The organism is Kitasatospora sp. NBC_01539 (assembly GCF_045040525.1).
In the GTDB taxonomy this organism is placed as follows: domain Bacteria; phylum Actinomycetota; class Actinomycetes; order Streptomycetales; family Streptomycetaceae; genus Kitasatospora.
This window is the reverse complement of sequence record NZ_CP109390.1, coordinates 6,124,111-6,143,637: the sequence shown is the minus strand read 5'-3', so window position 1 is coordinate 6,143,637 and position 19,527 is coordinate 6,124,111. Positions and strand designations below refer to the sequence as shown.

At 73.4% G+C, this 19,527-nt stretch carries 15 protein-coding genes; 6 read left to right on the top strand and 9 right to left on the bottom strand.

What is annotated here, in order from left to right:
• Positions 1-368: 368 nt before the first annotated feature.
• Positions 369-1,331: a phosphatase PAP2 family protein gene (locus OG335_RS26615; RefSeq protein ID WP_405013644.1), complete on the top strand. Its 963-nt coding sequence runs from the start codon at positions 369-371 to the stop codon at positions 1,329-1,331.
• A gap of 81 nt (positions 1,332-1,412) precedes the next feature.
• Here OG335_RS26615 and OG335_RS26610 read toward each other — a convergent pair whose 3' ends face one another.
• The 4 genes from OG335_RS26610 to OG335_RS26595 all read right to left on the bottom strand — a co-directional run bounded on the left by OG335_RS26610 (position 1,413) and on the right by OG335_RS26595 (position 7,268).
• Complete coding sequence (locus OG335_RS26610) at positions 1,413-2,234, bottom strand: hypothetical protein (protein ID WP_405013643.1); 822 nt, start codon at positions 2,232-2,234, stop codon at positions 1,413-1,415.
• A gap of 80 nt (positions 2,235-2,314) precedes the next feature.
• A complete protein-coding gene (locus tag OG335_RS26605) occupies positions 2,315-2,857 on the bottom strand; it encodes a SigE family RNA polymerase sigma factor (RefSeq protein ID WP_405013642.1) in 543 nt (180 codons plus the stop codon).
• A 93-nt stretch (positions 2,858-2,950) separates the two neighbouring features.
• A complete protein-coding gene (locus OG335_RS26600) occupies positions 2,951-5,974 on the bottom strand; it encodes a bifunctional [glutamine synthetase] adenylyltransferase/[glutamine synthetase]-adenylyl-L-tyrosine phosphorylase (RefSeq protein WP_405013641.1) in 3,024 nt (1,007 codons plus the stop codon).
• 85 nt (positions 5,975-6,059) lie between these two features.
• Positions 6,060-7,268, bottom strand: a complete 1,209-nt coding sequence (locus tag OG335_RS26595) for a glycosyltransferase (protein ID WP_405015531.1) — start codon at positions 7,266-7,268, stop codon at positions 6,060-6,062.
• A gap of 384 nt (positions 7,269-7,652) precedes the next feature.
• Here OG335_RS26595 and OG335_RS26590 point away from each other — a divergent pair, with 384 nt between their 5' ends.
• Positions 7,653-8,462, top strand: coding sequence for a beta-glucanase (locus OG335_RS26590; RefSeq protein WP_405013640.1), 810 nt, complete (start codon positions 7,653-7,655; stop codon positions 8,460-8,462).
• Between the two features lie 431 nt (positions 8,463-8,893).
• On the opposite strand, the gene glnA is transcribed toward OG335_RS26590, so the two are convergent.
• Positions 8,894-10,255 carry a type I glutamate--ammonia ligase gene (gene glnA, locus OG335_RS26585; RefSeq protein ID WP_405013639.1) on the bottom strand — a complete coding sequence of 454 codons (1,362 nt, stop codon included), beginning with the start codon at positions 10,253-10,255 and terminating at the stop codon, positions 8,894-8,896.
• 196 nt (positions 10,256-10,451) lie between these two features.
• Between glnA and OG335_RS26580 the strand changes: the two genes are divergently transcribed.
• Entirely contained in the window at positions 10,452-12,206 is a 1,755-nt protein-coding gene (locus OG335_RS26580) for an NAD+ synthase (RefSeq protein WP_405013638.1), read from the top strand.
• 44 nt (positions 12,207-12,250) lie between these two features.
• On the opposite strand, the gene OG335_RS26575 is transcribed toward OG335_RS26580, so the two are convergent.
• The 4 genes from OG335_RS26575 to OG335_RS26560 form a co-directional block, all read right to left on the bottom strand.
• Entirely contained in the window at positions 12,251-12,817 is a 567-nt protein-coding gene (locus OG335_RS26575) for a maleylpyruvate isomerase N-terminal domain-containing protein (protein ID WP_405013637.1), read from the bottom strand.
• A gap of 60 nt (positions 12,818-12,877) precedes the next feature.
• Positions 12,878-13,876, bottom strand: a complete 999-nt coding sequence (locus OG335_RS26570) for an endonuclease/exonuclease/phosphatase family protein (protein ID WP_405013636.1) — start codon at positions 13,874-13,876, stop codon at positions 12,878-12,880.
• A 184-nt stretch (positions 13,877-14,060) separates the two neighbouring features.
• On the bottom strand, positions 14,061-14,774 hold the full coding sequence (locus OG335_RS26565) for a TetR/AcrR family transcriptional regulator (protein WP_405013635.1): 714 nt from the start codon (positions 14,772-14,774) through the stop codon (positions 14,061-14,063).
• A gap of 22 nt (positions 14,775-14,796) precedes the next feature.
• Positions 14,797-16,383: an MFS transporter gene (locus tag OG335_RS26560; protein ID WP_405013634.1), complete on the bottom strand. Its 1,587-nt coding sequence runs from the start codon at positions 16,381-16,383 to the stop codon at positions 14,797-14,799.
• A 243-nt stretch (positions 16,384-16,626) separates the two neighbouring features.
• On the opposite strand from OG335_RS26560, the gene panB reads away from it, so the two are divergent.
• The 3 genes from panB (at position 16,627) to OG335_RS26545 (ending at position 19,527) form a co-directional block, all read left to right on the top strand.
• Positions 16,627-17,493 (top strand): 3-methyl-2-oxobutanoate hydroxymethyltransferase, encoded by an 867-nt coding sequence (gene panB, locus OG335_RS26555; RefSeq protein ID WP_405013633.1) that lies wholly within the window; start codon positions 16,627-16,629, stop codon positions 17,491-17,493.
• A 205-nt stretch (positions 17,494-17,698) separates the two neighbouring features.
• The gene (locus OG335_RS26550) at positions 17,699-18,715 is read left to right on the top strand and encodes an ATP-binding cassette domain-containing protein (protein WP_405013632.1); all 1,017 of its coding nucleotides are present in this window, start codon (positions 17,699-17,701) and stop codon (positions 18,713-18,715) included.
• A complete protein-coding gene (locus OG335_RS26545) occupies positions 18,712-19,527 on the top strand; it encodes an ABC transporter permease (RefSeq protein ID WP_405013631.1) in 816 nt (271 codons plus the stop codon). The genes OG335_RS26550 and OG335_RS26545 overlap by 4 nt, the downstream gene beginning before the upstream one ends.

The following is a 19,527-nucleotide window of genomic DNA, read 5'->3' as shown; positions in this document are numbered from 1 at the left end:
CCGCGGTCCGGAACCTGACAGCCCGACGGGCTTCTCCCCCTCCCCCTGTCGCCCCACACCCCGGCCCGGCCCCACGCCCGCCCGCCCGCCCGGCGGCCCGCTCCCCGGCCGCACAGCCCGGTCCCCGCCCTCCCGGCCCGCGGACACCCCGCCCGTGGACACCCGCCGGCCCCGGACCGGACCGTCCGCACCCCGGCCGACCTGCGGCGGCGCGACCCCGGTCGACCCCCGCCCTCCGCACACGCAACAATGGCTTCATGCGTCCCTCCAGGCTCACACCCCCTCCACCCGCAGGGGGACAGCCGGTGAAGAATCCCCGACCGGAGGATGAGCGGACGGCCACAGGACGTCTGGCAGACTTCTCGTCCATGGGGGAACCGACCGAGATCCACGCAGCCGACGCCGACCGCGCCGGCGCGGCGTCCACCGGCGGTTCCGTCCCCGGCGAGGCCACCACCGGTAGCCCGCTGCCGGACGGAGCCACCCGCGCCGCCCGCACGCGCTCCGCAGCGCTCCGCGGCCGCATCCGCGACCAGCGGAGGTCTCCTGCGCGCCCCCGGCTCTGGTTCGAGCTGGCGCTGATCGGCGTCAGCTACTGGCTGTACTCCCTCGTCCGCAACGCCGTCCCCGAGCAGGCCGCCGCCGCCCAGCGCCACGCGGCCTGGATCTGGGACTTCGAGCGCGCCGTCGGCGTCGGCATAGAGCGGGCGGTCAACCACACGGTCAACCGGGCCGAGTGGCTGATCGTCGGTATGAACTACTACTACGCGACGCTGCACTTCATCGTCACGATCAGCGTCCTCGTCTGGCTCTACCGCCGGCATCCGGGCCGCTACGCGGCCGCCCGCACGGTGCTCTTCGTCACCACCGGCATCGCCCTCGTGGGCTTCTACTGCTTCCCCCTGGCACCGCCCCGGCTCATGACCGGCGGCCGCTTCGTCGACACCGTCGCCGTGCACCACACCTGGGGCTCGATGGCCTCCGGCCCGGCCGCGCACGTCTCCAACCAGTACGCGGCGATGCCGTCGATGCACATCGGCTGGTCGCTCTGGTGCGGCCTCACGATCTTCTTCCTCGCCCGCCGCACCTGGGTGCGGGTGCTCGGCCTGCTCTATCCGGCCGCGACCCTCGTCGTGATCATCTCCACCGGGAACCACTTCTGGATGGACGCGGTCGGCGGCATGGTCTGCCTCGCGGTCGGCTTCCTCGCCGCCCGCCTGATCTACCACGCCTGGGCCTACGAGCTGCCGAGACGGCCCGGCGGCGCCTCGCAGCGGCCGGTCACGGTGCCGGTCGACTGGACCGCGCCGGTCGGCGCCGGCCGCCGCTAGCCACCCGCCCGCACGGCATGCGGCGGCCCCGCCCGGGACGATCCCGGGCGGGGCCGCCGCCGTGCGGGCGGGTGGGCGCGGTCAGCCCTTCGCGCCGCCCGGGGCGGGGGGCAGCGGCCTGCGGAACACCGGGTCGTCCGCCAGCGCCTTCAGCCGGGCCACGTCCAGCGGCGGGGTCGTCCGGGTGGCCTTCTGCTCCTTCTGGGTCCGCGCCCCGGCCGCGACCACGATCACGTGGCGGCCGGACGGTGTCACGAGCATGGCCGTCCGGAGCTCCGTGGGCTCCGCCGCGGAGGAGGCGGCTCCCGTCCGGCCGGCGTGCTCCGTGCGGGTGGTGAGGGTCGAGCCGTCCGGCAGGACGGTCTGCGTGCACTCCTCGGCCGTCGGCCCGCACACCGCCAGGTAGGTCCACATGCCGAGGGCCGGGGGGTCCTGCGCGACCGTGACGGTGACCGATCCCACCCCGGCCCCGTCGTCGGCCGCCGCCCAGGCCCCGACCCGCGAATAGCCCGTGAAGAGGGCCGTACCGGGCGTCATGTCGGACGCCTCCGAGTCGACGACCCTCCAGCCGTTCAGGTAGCGCGCGATCACCGCCGTCACGGCGTCCCCGGTGAGGTCGCCGGCCGGCTCCGCGGACGCCGGCCCGGCGGCCGGCTCCGCCGTGGCCGCGACCGGTCCGGCCCCGCCGCCGGAGGCCGGGGTGAGCGAGGCCACCCCGGTGGCGACGGCCAGCACCAGGCCCGTCGCCACGGCGGCACGGGCCGCCGCGGCCCGCCGGTGCCTCCGGGTGCCGCGCGCGCTGCCGCCCGCGACCAGCCGGGGCTCGTCGGGGTGGTAGCCGTCCGCTTCCTCGCGGAAGAGCGACACCAGCATCGCGTCGTCCGTGTCCTCGTGGTGGGGCATGGGTCGGTCACCGTCCTTGCGGTCGTGTTCGGGATGGGGCGGAGCGGGCGGAGCGGTACGGCGACGGGCCGCAGGGGTGTTCAGGGCCGGGCCATGTCGTGCAGGGAGTCGCCGAGCTGCAGCCGGAGCCGGGCCAGCGCCCGCGAGGCCTGGGTCCGTACGGCGCCTGGGGTCGACCCGACGATGGCCGCGGTCTCCTCGGCGCTGACGTCCTCCCAGTAGCGCAGCACGAGCACCGCGCGGTCCCGCGGCGGCAGGGCGGCCAGGGCCTGGGTCAGGGTGATCCGCAGGCTGCCGTCGCCCTCGGGGCCCGCCCGGTCGGGGAACTCCCGCACGGGGTACTCGCTGCTGCTGCGCCGCCGCCGGTGGTCGATGAACAGCCGGTACAGCACCCCCTGCGCGTAGGCGGCCGGGTCCTCGATCGTGCGGGCCCCGAAGATCCGGCCCGACCCGCGCCACACCGCGTACATCCGGCCGAGCGTCTCCTGCACGAGGTCCTCGGCGAGATGGCTGTCCCCGCCGGTCAACAGGCACGCCGCGCGGTAGAGGTGCCCCGCCCGGGCGTGGGCGAACGCCTCGTAGCCCTCCTCCGCGGCACCGCGGTCGACGCCGATTCCGAACATCTGCCCTCCTTCGCTCCGTCCGTCTCCACCTGGTAGACGGGTTCGGTGCGGAGGGTCGTTACAGCGGCACCGGGCGCGAGGGCGGCACGGGCGTCACGGCCCGTAGAACAGCCGCTCCACGACGGCCCGTGCCCGCCGGGTGGTGCGGCGGTAGTCGTCGACCAGCTCGCCGCTGTGCCCGGCGCCGTAGCCGAGGTAGCGGGCCACACCGGACAGCTCGCGGGCGTCCCCGGGGAAGCTGTCGCCGGGCCGCCCGCGCACCAGCATCACCGCGCTGCGCACCCGCGAGGCGAGCACCCAGGCGGCGTCCAGCACGGCGGCGTCCTCGGCGTCCAGGAGCCCCGCCCCGGCCGCCTGCTCCAGCGCGGGCCGGGTACGGGTGGTGCGCAGCCCGGGCAGCCGGTGGCCGTGCTGGAGCTGGAGCAGCTGCACGACCCACTCGACGTCGGCGAGGCCGCCGCGGCCGATCTTGGTGTGGGTGGTCGGGTCGGCGCCGCGGGGCAGGCGTTCCGTCTCGATCCGTGCCTTGATCCGCCGGATCTCCGTCAGGTCGCGCTCGGGCACCCCGGCCCCGGGGTAGCGCAGCGGGTCGATCAGCGCCCGGAACCGCTCCCCCAGCCCCGGGTCGCCCGCCAGCGGTTCCGCCCGCAGCAGCGCCTGGCTCTCCCAGACGTGCGACCAGCGCCGGTAGTACGCGGCGTACGAGGCCAGGGTGCGCACCAGCGGGCCGTTGCGGCCCTCCGGGCGGAGGTCGGCGTCGACGAGCAGCGGCGGCTCGGTGGAGGGCGAGGCCAGCAGGGTGCGCAGCTCGTGGCAGACGGCGTGGGCGGCCCGGGCGGCGTCCTCGTCGAGGGCCTCCAGGAGCGGCTCGTGGACGAAGAGCACGTCCGCGTCGGAGCCGTAGCCGAGTTCGTGGCCGCCGAAGCGGCCCATGGCGATCACCGCGAGCCGGGTCGGCAGCTCGCCGTTGCGGGCCTCCCAGCCGGCGATGCAGGCGCGCAGCGCGCCCTGCAGGGTGGCGGCGTTGAGGTCGGTCAGTGCCTCTCCGGCGGTGGTGACAGCCTGGCCGGGGGTGTCGCCGAGGCGGCCGAGCACGTCGGCGGCGGCCGTGCGGAAGAGTTCGCGGCGCCGCACCGAGCGGGCCGCGGAGACGCCGGCGGCGGCCGTCCCGGCGCGGCCCACGGCGGCGAGGATCTCCTGTTCGAGCACGGCCCGGCCGCGGGGCTGCAGGCCCTGCGGGTCGCCGAGCATGGCGACCGCCTCCGGGGCGCGCAGCAGGAGGTCCGGGGCGAGGCGTCCGGCCGACAGCACGCGGGCGAGCTGCTCGGCGGCGGCGCCCTCGTCGCGCAGCAGCCGCAGGTACCAGGGGGTGCGGCCGAGCGCGTCGGAGATCTGGCGGAAGTTGAGCAGGCCGGCGTCCGGGTCGGCGGAGTCGGCGAACCAGCCGAGCATCACCGGCAGCAGGGTCCGCTGGATGGCGGCCTTGCGGCTGACGCCGGAGGCCAGCGCGGAGAGGTGGCGCAGTGCGGCGGCCGGGTCGGCGTAGCCGAGGGCCTCCAGCCGGGCCTTGGCGGCCTCGCTGCTGAGGCCGGCCGCGCCGAGTGGGAGCTCGGCGACGGCGTCCAGCAGCGGGCGGTAGAACAGGCGCTCGTGCAGCCGGCGCACCTCGACGGCGTGCCGCCTCCACTCGCGCTGCAGGGCGGCGACCGGGTCGGCCCGGGTGTCGTCGTTGATCAGCGTGTTGAGCGAGCGGGCGAGCCGGCGCTGGTCGGCCGGGTCGGTGGGCATGAGGTGGGTGCGGCGCAGCCGGTGCAGCTGGATGCGGTGCTCGAGCGCGCGCAGGAAGCGGTAGGCGGCGTCGAGGGAGGCGGCGTCGGCGCGGCCGACGTAGCCGCCGTCGCTGAGCGCGGCCAGGGCCTGCAGGGTGTTGCCGCTGCGCAGCGTCGGGTCGGTGCGGCCGTGGACGAGCTGTAGCAGCTGCACGGAGAACTCGACGTCGCGCAGGCCGCCGGGGCCGAGTTTGAGCTGCCGGTCGAGTTCGGTGGCGGGGATGGCGTCGACGACGCGGCGGCGCATCTGCTGCACGTCGGTGACGAAGTTGTCGCGGGCGGCGGCCTGCCAGACGAGCGGGGCGATCGCGGCGGCGTACGCGGCGCCGAGCTCGGTGTCCCCGGCGATCGGCCGGGCCTTCAGCAGCGCCTGGAACTCCCAGGTCTTGGCCCAGCGCTGGTAGTAGGCGAGGTGGCTGGCCAGGGTGCGCACGAGCGGGCCGTTGCGGCCCTCGGGGCGCAGGTTGGCGTCGACCGGCCAGATGACGCCCTCGCCGGTGGTGTCGGAGCAGATCCGCATGAGCCGGGCGGCGAGCCTCGTCGCGGCCTGCACGGCGTGGTGCTCGTCGACGTCCTCGCGGGGTTCGGCGACGAAGATCACGTCGACGTCGGAGACGTAGTTGAGTTCGCGGCCGCCGCACTTGCCCATGCCGATCACGGCGAGGCGGCAGGCCGCCGCGGTGTCCGGGTCCTCGGCGGCGGCGATGTCGAGCGCGGTCTGCAGGGTGGCGCCCGCCAGGTCGGCGAGCTCGGCGGAGGCCTGCGGCAGGTCGGTGGTGCCGGTGAGGTCGCGGGCGGCGATGGTGAGCAGGCAGCGCCGGTAGGCGGTGCGCAGCACGTCCGGTCGGCGGGCGGGCTCGGCGGCCCACACGCGCTCGGTGAGCGCGTGCCGGAAGTCGGCGGCACCGGGGTGCATGTCCTGCAGCTCGAAGGTGACCAGCGCGTGCCAGTCCTCCGGGTGCCGGGCGAGGTGGTCGGCGAGCGCGTCGGAGGCGCCGAGCACGCCGAGCAGCCGGTCGCGCAGTGGCTTCGAGGTGGTCAGGGTGTCGCGCAGGGTGTGCTGCTCCGGCTCGTCGAGCGCCTCCAGCAGCCGGGCGAGGCCGAGCAGGGCCTGGTCCGGGTCGGCGGTCGCGCCGAGCGCGTCCAGCAGCACGGTGTCGCCGGCCAGCCCGTGCAGGGCGGGTTCGGCCAGCCGCCGGACGGCTGCGTCCGGGTCGGCGAAGCCGCGCCGCACCAGGCGGATCTCCGGCCGGCTGGTACGGCCTCCGGTCCGTTCCTCCACCGACATCGCCCCTCCGGTCCGACAGCAGACCCGCACCGGGGTGCGGGTCTACGAGCCTACGGGCCGAGCGCGGCGGCGGCGCATCAGGCCGTCATGCCAACAGGAACGTCCGCCTGATCCGCTGCCACGGCAGCGCCGCGAACGGGAGGGCGGTCGCCATCGCCATGCCGATCACCGGGAGCTCGCGGTCGCCGAGCACGAGCCCGGCGGTCACGGTCGCCCAGCCGGCCGCCCCGCCGAGGAGGCCGAGGGTCTGCCGCCGGCGGTCGGAGATCCTGGTGATGACGGTGCGCCGCCGCTGGCGTCCCGTCCAGGAGACCAGGTGCCGGCCCAGGACCCACTCCCGGAACATCACCCAGAGCGAGAACGCGGTGCCGAGCGTGCCGACGATCAGGTACGCCGGGTAGCAGGCCAGGGCCCGCCGCACCCCGAGCTGGAGGCTGGCCACGCCGAGCGTGATCGCCGCCATCACCAGGAACCACGAGCCGAACCACCGCACCGCGTCGAACTCGGTGAAGCCCGTGGCCAGGTGGTAGAGCAGGGAGGCGTAGCCGACGGCGAGCAGCGCGCTGTCGACCAGCATCGCGCCGAAGACCTTGGTGAAGCCCCAGCTCCGGAAGAACAGGCCCTTGTGCTTGTAGATGGCCTGCGCCCAGCCGGCGGCCCAGCGGTGGGTCTGCGCCCAGTACTCCCGCCAGTTCCGCGGGTCGCGGACGGCGACGAACTCGCCGGGCACGAAGCCCGCCGGGCGGCCCGAGCGGTTCATCTTGAGGGCGAGCTCGACGTCCTCGCAGAGGCTGTCGGTCGACCAGCCGCCGACCGTCCGGAGGTCGTCCGTGCGGTAGACGCCGGCCGAGCCGGAGAGGACCGCCACCCAGCCGTGCCAGGACTCGACGACCCGCGAGACGCGGTGCGCGGAGGCCCACTCGATGGTGCGGGACCGCTGGAACAGCCCCTTGGTGCCGTGCGGGGTGACGGAGAGGCAGACGCCGCCGTAGCCGCGCTCCCCCATCACCCGCAGGCAGGTCTCGAAGACGTGCTCGGAGGCGAAGTAGCCGTCGGCGTCGAGCAGCGCGACGTGACTGGTCGTCACCCGTTCCAGCGCGGCGTTGAGCGACTTCGGCTTGCTCGCGTGGGCGACCTCCATCACCTCCGCGCCGCACTCGGCGGCGATCCGCGCGGTTTCGTCGGTGCAGGAATCGGCAATGACCAGAACGGTTTGCGGAGGCACGGTCTGACGAAAAGCGGATTCCACCGCGCTCGCGATGAAATCCGCCTCGTTGTGTGCCGGAATCAGCACGGTGAGCGAATCGGTCACCGCCGGGCGAACCACTTCACGGCCGCGCCGACCGCGGTGCTGGCCCCACCGATGGCCAGCATGGCGAGGGAGGCAACGCCTGTGTGGGCGAGTGCGTACATTCCTTTTCCTCCGGATTCCTTGGCGATATCGTGTCTGCACCGCACGGCACGGACCGGCACGAAGTGATTTTCGGCCCGGTTCGGCAAGCGGTTCAGATTTACCACGCCGACGACATCGGTCTGCTCATAACACAGTCACCTCGGGAGCCGACGCGGCTAATTCATCCGGACAGCTCTGGGTACGGGCGGTCCGCGTCCGAACCGCTCATGGTGAAACCACCGGAGAGACGCCGTCATCCGGACGGCCCCCGGCCCGAGGAGAGACATGCTTCCGCTCAACCTGCTGCTCGCCACCGCGCTCGCGGCCGTACCCGGCGCCGCCGAACCCCGCGCCGTCACGGCCGCCGTCAGCCGCATCGTCTTCGTCGACACCTTCCGCACCCTCGACGTCGGCCCGGGACGCACCTGGGGGTGGCAGACCGCCGCCTACTCGCGGTGCACCGACAGCAGCGACAACCCCGCCGCCTGGAAGCTCGACCGGCTGACCACCGACGCGCTCAGCACCGCCTCCGGCCACCTCGTGATCACCGCCACCCCGCGCCCCGACGGCGCCTGGAACACCGGGCTGCTCACCACCGGCGACTCCTGCGACTCCGGCGGCAACGGCGCCCAGGTGCGCACCGGCGACTTCCTCCTCGCCCACATACGCCTGCCCGAGGCGAACACCGGCACCTGGCCCGGACTCTGGACCTGGCGCGACGGCAAGAACGAGGTCGACGTCTTCGAATGGCACGCCGACCGCCCGGAGAACATCGAGTTCGTCAACCACGTCCGCAGCGGCGACACCGTCTTCACCGCCCCCTACGTCGGCGCCGGCAAGTGGATCTACATCGGCGCACGCTTCGGCGCCGACAACACCACCTGGTACATCGGCACCGACAGCACGCAGCTGACCCCCGCCTTCTCCGACCGCACCGGGGTCGGGCCCGACTTCGCCGCCTACCCGATCCTCAACCTGTCGGTCAGCGACGGCGCCTTCCACCGGCCCCCCGCCGGCACGACCCCGGCCACGCTGGAGTCCGACCTCTTCATGATCCAGCGGCCCGCCCCCGCGAGCCTCCCCGACGGCCCCTGACCCGGAGCGCCCCGCCCCGAAGGCCGGTGAGCGGCCGCCGCCGACGCAGCGGCCGGTGCCCGAGACGCCGCGCTCGGCACACTGCGACCGGGCCCCGCCGCGGTCAGGGCGTGGCGGTCAGGACCAGGCGTACGAGACCGACGCCGACATGGTCGCCAACCCCTACGGCGAGGTTCCGCCCGAAGCCGTAGCGGCCGCCCGGACGATCGACGATCAGGGTCGGCCGACCGGGGAGTACCGGGCGAACCCGGGGCATCGCCGGCCGGATCAGCGGGACGCCGACCCGCACCCGGGCCGACGCCCGGTCCCGGGCCCGACGGCCCACGGACGGCCCGGGACCGGACGGAAGCCCCGAAAACGCCCCTCGGGCCGACGGATCACGTCCGTCGACCCGAGGGGCTCTTTGCGTTTCAGACCGCTCCGACCTGCGGTTACAGCACCTGGAGGTTCTTGCGCAGCTCGAACGGGGTGACCTCGGAGCGGTACTCCTCCCACTCCTGGCGCTTGTTGCGCAGGAAGAAGTCGAAGACGTGCTCTCCGAGGGTCTCGGCGACGAGTTCGCTGCGCTGCATGAGGTCGATGGCCTCGCCGAGGTTCTGCGGCATGGGCTGGATGCCCAGGGCGCGGCGCTCGGCGTCGGAGAGCGCCCACACGTCGTCGTCGGCGCCGGACGGGAGCTCGTAGCCCTCCTCGATGCCCTTGAGGCCCGCGGCGAGGGTGACGGCGTAGGCCAGGTAGGGGTTGCAGCCGGTGTCGAGCGAGCGGACCTCGACGCGGGTGGAACCCTGCTTGCCGGGCTTGTACATGGGCACGCGGATCAGCGCGGAGCGGTTGTTGTGGCCCCAGCAGATGTACGAGGGGGCCTCGCCACCGGCGCCGGCGGTGCGCTGGGAGCCGCCCCAGATGCGCTTGTAGGAGTTGACCCACTGGTTGGTGACGGCGGCGGTCTCGGCGGCGTGCTTCAGGAGGCCGGCGATGAACGAGCGGCCGACCTTGGAGAGCTGGTACTCGGCGCCGGACTCGTGGAAGGCGTTGCGGTCGCCCTCGAAGAGGGAGACGTGGGTGTGCATGCCGGAGCCGGGGTGGTCGGAGAAGGGCTTCGGCATGAAGCTGGCGTGCACGCCCTGCTCCAGCGCGACCTCCTTCATGACCAGGCGGAAGGTCATGATGTTGTCGGCGGTGGAGAGCGCGTCGGCGTAGCGGAGGTCGATCTCCTGCTGGCCGGGGGCGCCCTCGTGGTGGGAGAACTCCACCGAGATGCCCATCGACTCCAGCATGGTGATGGCCTGGCGACGGAAGTCGTGGCCGACACCGCGCGGGGTGTGGTCGAAGTAGCCGGACTGGTCGGCAGGGATCGGCGCGGTGCCGTCGCCCGGGAGGTTCTTCAGGAGGAAGAACTCGATCTCGGGGTGGGTGTAGAAGGTGAAGCCGAGGCTTGAGGCCTTCTCCAGCGTGCGCTTGAGCACGTACCGGGGGTCGGCGTAGGAGGGCGAGCCGTCGGGCATGAGGATGTCGCAGAACATCCGTGCGGTGCCCGGGGTCTCGGAGCGCCACGGCAGTATCTGGAAGGTGGTGGGGTCAGGCTTGGCGATCATGTCGGACTCGTAGACCCGGGCGAAGCCCTCGATCGCCGATCCGTCGAAGCCGATGCCTTCCTCGAAGGCCTGCTCGAGCTCCGCGGGCGCGACGGCGACCGACTTGAGGAACCCGAGCACGTCGGTGAACCACAGCCGGACGAAACGGATGTCACGCTCTTCGAGCGTACGAAGCACGAACTCCTGCTGCTTGCCCATGGGGACAGTCTCACCTCTGCTCTTTACATCCGTGTTACGCCCGGCGGCGGCCCTGTCGGCTCGTGGTCCCGCGACCGATCCCATCATGTCGGATCATCGGCGTACGTCCACCCCTGGGTGGTCGCGGACACGGTGAACGGAAGGCAACGGGGACCCCCCGCGACATAACGTCAGTTCGACGATTACACTCGGGGCCATGCCGAATCTCCGTCTCGCCCTGTGCCAGATCGACCCGTGGGTCGGTGACCTCTCCCGCAACGGCGACGAGGTGGTGCGCTGGACCAGGCAGGCCGCCGACGCCGGCGCCCAGCTGGTCGCCTTCCCCGAGATGGCCCTGACCGGGTACCCGGTCGAGGACCTCGCCCTGCGTTCGTCGTTCGTGGAGGCGTCCCGCGCGGCCCTGGTGGAGCTGGCCGCCCGGCTGGCCGCCGAGGGCCTCGGCGAGGTGCCGGTGGTGGTCGGCTACCTCGGCCGGTCCGAGCACGACTCGCCGAAGCTGCACCGCGCGGCGGGTTCGCCGCAGAACTGCGCGGCGGTGCTGCACCGCGGCACGGTGGTGACCCGGTTCGCCAAGCACTACCTGCCCAACTACGGCGTCTTCGACGAGTACCGGTACTTCGTGCCGGGCGACCAGCTGGTGGTGCTCAACCTGCACGGCGTCGACGTGGCGCTGGCGATCTGCGAGGACATCTGGCAGGACGGCGGCCGGGTCGCCGCGGCCGGGGAGGCGGGGGCCGGCCTGCTGCTGTCGATCAACGGCTCGCCGTACGAGCGGAACAAGGACGACGTGCGGCTGGAGCTCGTACGGCGCCGGGCCGCCGAGGCGGGCTGCACCCTCGCCTACCTCAACATGGTCGGCGCGCAGGACGAGCTGGTCTTCGACGGCGAGACCCTCGTGGTGTCGGCGGAGGGCGAGGTGCTGGCCCGCGCACCGCAGTTCGAGGAGAAGCTGCTGGTCGTCGACCTGGAGCTGCCGGCCGCGGCCGGGGGCCGCACCGACGGGCTGATCCTCACCGACGGCCTGCACCTCGTCCGCGCCGAGCTGGGCGGCGAACCGCTGCCGGCGCCCGCCGAGCCGCTCGTCAACGAGATCGCGCCGCGGCTGGACGACGAGGCGGAGATCTACGCGGCGCTGGTCGAGGGCACCCGGGCGTACGTCCGCAAGAACGGCTTCCGGTCGGTGCTGATCGGCCTCTCCGGCGGCATCGACTCGGCGCTGGTCGCCGCGATCGCGGTGGACGCGATCGGGGCGGAGAACGTGCACTGCGTGTCGATGCCGAGCCGGTACTCCTCGGAGCACTCCAAGGACGACGCGGCCGACCTGGCCCGCCGTACGGGTCTCAACTTCCGCACCGTGCCGATCGCGCCGATGTTCGACGCCTACATGGCCTCGCTGGGCCTGACCGGCCTCGCGGAGGAGAACCTGCAGTCGCGGCTGCGCGGCACGCTGCTGATGGCGATCTCCAACCAGGAGGGGCACATCGTGCTCGCGCCCGGCAACAAGAGCGAGCTGGCCGTCGGCTACTCGACGCTGTACGGCGACTCGGTGGGCGCCTACGGGCCCATCAAGGACGTCTACAAGTCGCTGATCTTCCGCCTCGCGACGTGGCGCAACGAGGCCGCCGTGCAGCGCGGCGAGGAGCCGCCGATCCCGCAGAACACCATCACCAAGCCGCCGTCGGCGGAGCTGCGGCCCGACCAGGTCGACACCGACTCGCTGCCCGACTACGACCTGCTGGACACCGTGCTCGACCTGTACGTGGAGGGCGACCTCGGCCGGGACGCGATCGTCGCCGCCGGGTTCGCGCCGGAGGTGGTGGACCGGATCGTCCGCCTCGTCGACACGGCCGAGTACAAGCGCCGGCAGTACCCGCCGGGCCCGAAGATCTCCCCGAAGGGCTTCGGCCGGGACCGGCGCCTGCCGATCACCAACCGCTGGCGCCGCGGCTGACCCCGCCCGCGCCCTCTCCCCGCCCGCGCCGGGCCCGCCCCGGCTCAGCCGAGGGAGGCCTGCCACGTCCAGCTGGTGCGCCGCGCCCGGCCCGCGAGGGCGGCCCGGCCGGTGCACCACAGGAGCACCTCGGCGGGGTCGCCCCCGGGGGCGTCCGGGAAGAGCCGCGCCAGCACGGCCGCCGCGAGGGGCGCCGGCAGGTGCCAGTCGACCCGGAGGCCCCGGGTGATGTCCCAGGTGTGCAGGAGGATCTCGGCCGTTCCCATGGCCGCGAAACCGGACGGGTCGCACGGCCCCCAGTGCCAGGCGCGGACGTCGGGCCCGGCGAGGGCGAGCGCGCCGGTCAGCAGGCCGCCGCCGGCCCGCACCACCTGGAGGAGTTCGGCGACCGGCGCCTCGGGACGGACCACCAGGTCGAACGGCAGGTAGCCCTCGCGGGGCCGGGCGGCGAGCTGCCCGGCGTACGCCGCCAGGTCGTGCGCGACGTGCTCGGCGGCCTCGCGGCACGTCCAGGTGAGCGGCCCCGCGCGGACCGACCAGTCGTCGTCCGCACGGCCGGCGAGCACGGCCAGCGACTCGGCGAGGGCGCGGTCGACGTCACGTCCGTCCATGCCTGCCATCGTCCCACGCACGGCCGGACCGACGCGGGCGGGCGGGCAGGGCGGGGCGGGTCAGTACCGGTAGTCGGCGGCGACGGCCCGGTGGTCGCTGCCGTCGGCGGGCAGCACCCACGAGTCGGTGGGCTTCAGCCCGCCCTTGCTGAGGATCTGGTCGATCCGCGCCATCGGGAAGGCGGACGGCCAGGAGAAGCCGAAGCCGTCGCCCGCGGCGCCCTGGGCGGAGCGCATCTGGGAGGTGACGGGGGCGAGGCTGCGGTCGTTCATGGTGCCGTTGAGGTCGCCGAGCAGGATGACCTTGGGGAGCTTCTCGGCCTCGATGGCGTCGCCGAGGGCCTGCGCGCTGTGGTCGCGGCGGCCCGCGGTGAAGCCGCTCGCCGACTTGAGGCGCACCGACGGCAGGTGCGCGACGTACACCGCCAGCGGGCCGGCCGGGGTGGCGACGCTGGCACGGAAGGCCCGGGTCCAGCCGATGCGGATGTCGACCACGCGCACGTCGCCGATCGGGTACGTGGACCAGAGGCCGACGGTGCCCTCGACCACGTGGTACGGGTAGCGGTCGGCCAGGCCCGTGGAGTAGGCGGCCACCGCGCTCGGGGCGAGCTCCTCCAGGGCGACGATCTCGGCGCCGGAGCCGTTGAGCAGCTTCACGGTGCCGGCGGTGTCGCGGTTGGCGGCGGCGACGTTGTGCGTGAGCACGGTGAAGTCGCCCTCGCCGCCGGACTTGTCGGTGACCAGGCCGCCGAAGAGGTTGAGCCAGACGATCGCCGGGAGCAGCACCGCCGTGAGGGCGGTCGCCGAGCGGCGCCACAGCCCGACCAGGGCGAGGACGGGCACGGCCAGTCCGAGCCACGGGAGGAAGGTCTCCACCAGGCTGCCGAGGTTGCCCCAGCGGTTGGGGACGACCGCGTGGGCGGCGAGCACCACGGCGGTGAGGACGGCGAGGGCGGCGGTGATCCAGCCGCGGCGGGGGTCGAGCCAGCGGCTCCGGGAGCGGGCCGGCCCGCTGCGGGTGCTGCCGGCCGCCGTCACTGCCTCGTCCGCCCGCACCATGCGCCGCCCGCTCCCGTGTTCCCGTTGTGCCGTCGGGCCCGTGCCGTGGTGCCCGTGCCGCCGTGTCGCCGTGTCGCCGTGCAGGTCCGCGCGCCGGGAGGCGCCCGGGTTTGTCGGATTCTCGGCTCAGCCTATGACGGCATGGACGCGAATCCACCCCCGGGGGGTTGCGGCACGCCCCGGATCAGCGGGAACGCCCGTCCGGCGGTGGCGCGGCGACCCCGTTGAGGACGGCGTCGACCATCTGCTCCGGGAGCCCGGGGTCCTCCAGCGGGGCCTCGTCCCACAGGACGGTCCGCAGCAGGATCGGGCCGATGACGATCTCGCAGAGGAGTTCGATGTCGAGGTCGGAGCGGAGCACGCCCTCCTCGACGCCGCGGCGCACGATGTCGCGCGCCATCGCACGGCGGGGCCGGACGATCTGCTCCTGGTAGACCTCGCGGAGCTCCGGCCAGGAGTTCATCTGGCTGAGCGCGGACCTCAGCATCCAGCGGGACCGCTTGGCGAGGCCGCGCTGGCGCATGTACTCGACCATGGCGATCAGCTCGTCGCGGACGCTGCCGTCGCTGCGGGTCCGGACGGGGGCCGGGGCCTCCAGCCGGGCGACGACGTCGACGAGCAGCGCCTCCTTGTTGGGCCAGCGCCGGTAGATGGTGGCCTTGCCGACGCCCGCGGCGGCGGCGATCCGTTCGACGGAGAGGTCGGAGAGGCTGCGGCCGGCCTCCATCAGCTCCTCGACGGCGGCGAAGATCGCCTGCTCGGCCGCCTCGCTGCGCGGACGGCCCCGCCGCGGGGCGCAGAGCTCCGCGGCGGGGCCCCCGTCGAGGGCGTCGCAGGCCGGGTCGGTCGGCGCCGGGTGGGTCGTCGCCGTGGCCTGGGCGGTCGGTTCGGTGTGCATGGCGCCATTGTCTCCCGGTCGCTCAGACGCGGGCCGTGCGAGGCTCGCTGTCGGTGGGGGCCTGCTGCACGGCCGGGGCGGCGGGGGCCTTGCCGGGGAGCAGCAGGAGTGCGAGGAGGACGCCGACGGCGGTGATGCCCGCGGAGAGCCCGGCGACGACGTGCATGGCGTGCACGAAGGCGTCCTGGGCGGGGACGAGCAGGCCGGGGAGCCCCGCCTTGTCGGCGACGGCGGTGGTGGCCTCCAGGGACTCGCCGGCCTTGCCGCGGAGGGCGGCGGGCACCTGGTCGAGGTGGTCGGCCATGCCGTCGCGGTAGACGGTCGACAGGACGGCGCCCAGGACGGCGACGCCGAGCGAGCCGCCGACCTGGCGGAAGGTGTTGTTGATCGCGGAGCCGGCGCCGGCCTTCTCCCGGGGCAGGGCTCCCATGATGGCGACGGTCACGGGCGGCATGACGTGGGCCATGCCGGCGCCCATGACGAAGCCGATCACGACGAGCACCCAGATGGGGGTGGTGGCGTCGAGCAGGAGGTAGCCGAGGAAGCCGACGGCGATCAGCGCCATGCCGGCGGCGCAGGTGGCGCGGATGCCGAAGCGGTCGACGACGAGGCGGGCGCGGGGGGCGAAGGCCATCTGGGCGCCGGCGAGCGGCAGCATCAGCATGCCGGCCTGGAGGGCGCTGTAGCCGCGGACGCTCTGGGTGTAGAAGACGCCGAAGAACGAGACGCCCATGAGGGCGAAGAAGACGACGCCGATGACCACGACGGAGGCGGAGAACACCTTGTTGCGGAACCAGGTGACGTCCAGCGCCGGGTGGGAGGTGCGGCGCTCGAAGACGACGAACGCGGCGAGGGCGAGGAGGCCGACGAGGATCGGCACCCAGGCGCCGGGCGCGGTGAAGTCGGCGAGTTCGCCGCCCTTGATGATGCCGTAGATCAGTGCGACGAGGCCGATGATGGAGAGCAGCACGCCGATCGGGTCGAGCTTGCCGGGGCGCGGGTCGCGGGAGTTGGGCACGAGCAGGCTCATGGCGACGAGCGCGACGATCACGATCGGGACGTTGACGAGGAAGACCGAGCCCCACCAGAAGTGCTCGATGAGCAGGCCGCCGGTGATCGGGCCGACGGCGATGGCGAGGCCGACGGCACCGGCCCAGATGCCGATGGCCTTGGGCTGCTCGTGGCGCTCGAAGACGTTCATGATGATCGCGAGGGTGGCGGGCATGACGAACGCCCCGCCGAGGCCCATGACCGCGCGGAACGCGACGAGCTGGCCGGGGCTGTCCGCGAAGGCGGAGAGCAGCGAGCCGATGCCGAAGACGACCATGCCGCCGAGGAGCGCCCACTTGCGGCCGAGGCGGTCGCCGAGGAGTCCGGCGGTGAAGAGCAGGCCGGCGAAGACGAGCGTGTAGGAGTTGATCGCCCACTCGAGGTCGCTCTGGCTGGCGCCGAGCCCGGTGGGGGCGGGGGCGGCGATGGTCTTCATCGCGACGTTGAGGATGGAGTTGTCGAGCACGACGACGAGCAGGGCGAGGATCAGGGTGCCCAGGATCGCCCAGCGGCGGCGGTGGATGGCTTCGGGTACACGCGGTGGCGCGGCGGTGCTCATGTGGTTCTCCCCGTCCGTACGAGAGGTGCAGACTTACGAGTCGCCTTCGTCTCGTAACCCGTTCGGGGCAAGCCTAGCGCCTTTTGCGATACGAGACGGGATCGTATCGTAAAGCCCGGGTAAAGAGTGCCGTGAACCGTCCGGACCCGGGCCTTTGCGGCGGGCGCACGGCGTGCAAGCATGGGTGCAGATCCGGGGACGCCGTAAGGCGCCACGAGACGACAACCTTCTGGAGTCTGTTCGATGAACGCTTCTCCGCTTCAGCCTGCCCAGCCGCAGGAGGGCACCGTCCTCTACGGCGGCGTCACCAACCGGCGCGTGACCGTCCGCGACCTGGCCAGGGCCAAGCAGCACGGCGAGCGCTGGGCGATGCTCACCGCGTACGACGCCCTGACCGCCGGCGTGTTCGACGAGGCCGGCATCCCGGTGCTGCTCGTCGGCGACTCGGCCGGCAACTGCCACCTCGGCTACGAGACCACCGTGCCCGTGACCATGGACCAGATGGTGATGCTCTCCGCCGCCGTCGTCCGCGGCACGAAGCGCGCCATGGTCGTCGGCGACATGCCGTTCGGCTCCTACCAGGAGTCGCCCGCGCAGGCCATGCACAACGCCGCCCGCCTCATGAAGGAGGCCGGGGTCGGCGCCGTCAAGCTGGAGGGCGGCGAGCGCAGCGCCCGCTCCATCGAACTGCTCGTCGAGGCGGGCATCCCGGTGATGGCCCACATCGGCCTCACCCCGCAGTCCGTGCACGCCTTCGGCGGCTACCCGGTGCAGGGCCGCGGCGACGAGGCCGCCCACCGGCTGCTGCGCGACGCCAAGGCCGTCCAGCAGGCCGGCGCCTTCTCCGTCGTGCTGGAGGCCGTGCCCGCCGAACTCGCCGCCGAGGTCACCGCGCAGCTCGCGATCCCGACGGTCGGCATCGGCGCCGGGATCTCCACCGACGCGCAGGTGCTCGTCTGGACGGACATGGCCGGCATGACCGCCGGCCGGGTGCCGAAGTTCGTCAAGCAGTACGCGAACCTGCGGGCCGTCCTCGGCGACGCCGCCCGCGAGTTCGCCGCGGACGTCACCTCCGGCGCCTTCCCGGCGCCCGAGCACAGCTTCAGCTGATCCCCTCCCCCGGGTGCCGGGGCCGCGAGCCGCGGCCCCGGCACCCGTGCGTCCGGGCCCGGACGGCACCGCCCGCCCTCACCCGCACCCGCCGCACGGCCCGGACGGCCGCCCGGCAGCACCGCGACAGCGCCCTGCCGGTACGCCCGCGGCGCTGACAGCAGGGTGACAGCGGGCTGACAGCAGGGCCCGGCAGTCTGAGGGCATGACATCGAACGCAACCGCCCCGAACGACCGGGGGCAGCTCGACCGCGGCAACGCCGTGGAGGTCCGCGGCATCGTCAAGACCTTCGGCGCCACCCGGGCGCTCGACGGCGTCGACCTCAGCGTCCGCGAGGGCACCGTGCTCGGCCTGCTCGGCCCGAACGGCGCCGGCAAGACCACCCTCGTCCGCGTCCTCTCCACCCTCGTGAAGCCGGACGCCGGCACCGCGTTCGTCGGCGGCTACGACGTGCTGCGCCAGCCCAAGCAGCTGCGCCGCACGATCGGCCTCACCGGCCAGTACGCCTCCGTCGACGAGCTGCTCTCCGGCTACGAGAACCTCTACCTCATCGGGCGGCTGCTCGACCTCTCCGCGAAGGAGTCGAAGACCCGCGCCGGCGAGCTGCTGGAGCGCTTCTCCCTCACCGAGGCCGCCAAGCGCCCCGCCAAGACGTACTCCGGCGGCATGCGGCGCCGGCTCGACCTCGCCGCCTCCATGATCGGCCGGCCCAAGGTGCTCTACCTGGACGAGCCCACCACCGGCCTCGACCCCCGCACCCGCAACGAGGTCTGGGACGAGGTGCAGCGGATGGTCGCCGAGGGCTCCACCGTGCTCCTCACCACCCAGTACATGGAGGAGGCGGAGCAGCTCGCCCACGAGCTGACCGTCATCGACCGCGGCCGGGTGATCGCCGCGGGCGGCATCGACGAGCTGAAGACGCAGGTCGGCGGCCAGACCCTCCAGGTGCGCCCGCTGAACCCCGCCGACCTGCCCGAGATGGCCCGGTGCCTGCAGGAGTCGGGCACCGCGGCGACGTTCTCCGCCGACACGGGGCTCCTCTCCGTGCAGCTCACCGAGGACGGCCAGCTGACGTCGGTGATCGGCGTGCTCGGCACCCGCGGCTTCGGCATCGCGGGCATCGACACCGAACTCCCCAGCCTGGACGAGGTGTTCCTCACCATCACCGGCAAGCCGTCCACGCCGGCCGCCCCGACCCGCGACAAGGAGCCCGTGGCATGACCACCGCCGCCCCGACCTTCGCCCCGGCCCACGCGGACGACCCGCGGATCGGCCTCGCCGGGCACCTGCGCCACGTCGGCGCGCTCACCCGCCGCAACCTGATGCGCATCAAGGCCGACCCCGAGTCGATGCTCGACGCGCTGCTCATCCCGATCATCTTCACGGTGCTGTTCGTCTACGTGTTCGGCGGCGCGGTCTCCGGCAGCCAGCACGACTACATCCAGTACATGATCCCCGGCCTGCTCGGCACCACCGGCCTCAACCTGGCGATGGCCGTCGGCACCGGTCTCAACAGCGACTTCCAGAGCGGCGTGATGGACCGCTTCCGCACCCTGCCGATCGGCCGGTCCGCGGTGCTGCTGTCGAAGATCGTCGCCGAGACCTGCCGCGGGCTGGTCTCCTTCACCATCCTCATCGGCTTCTCGATGATCCTCGGCCTGGAGATCAAGACCGGCTTCCTGCAGCTGCTCGCCGCCGTCGGCCTCTCCCTGCTCTTCGGCATGTCGATCGTCTGGATCTCCATGCTGCTCGGCATGTCGCTGCGCAGCGCCCAGGCCGTGCAGGGCGTCAGCATGCTGGTGATCATGCCTCTGCAGTTCGGCAGCTCGATCTTCGCGCCGACCAGCACCATGCCCGGCTGGCTGCAGGCCTTCACCGAGTACAACCCGCTCTCCGCGCTGGCCGACGCCTGCCGCAGCCTGATCAACGGCGGCCCGCTCACCCACTCGGTGACGATCGTGGTGGTCTGGTCGCTGGCGATCACCGCCGTCACCGCGCCGCTCGCGGTGGCCCGCTTCCGCAAGCGCACCTGA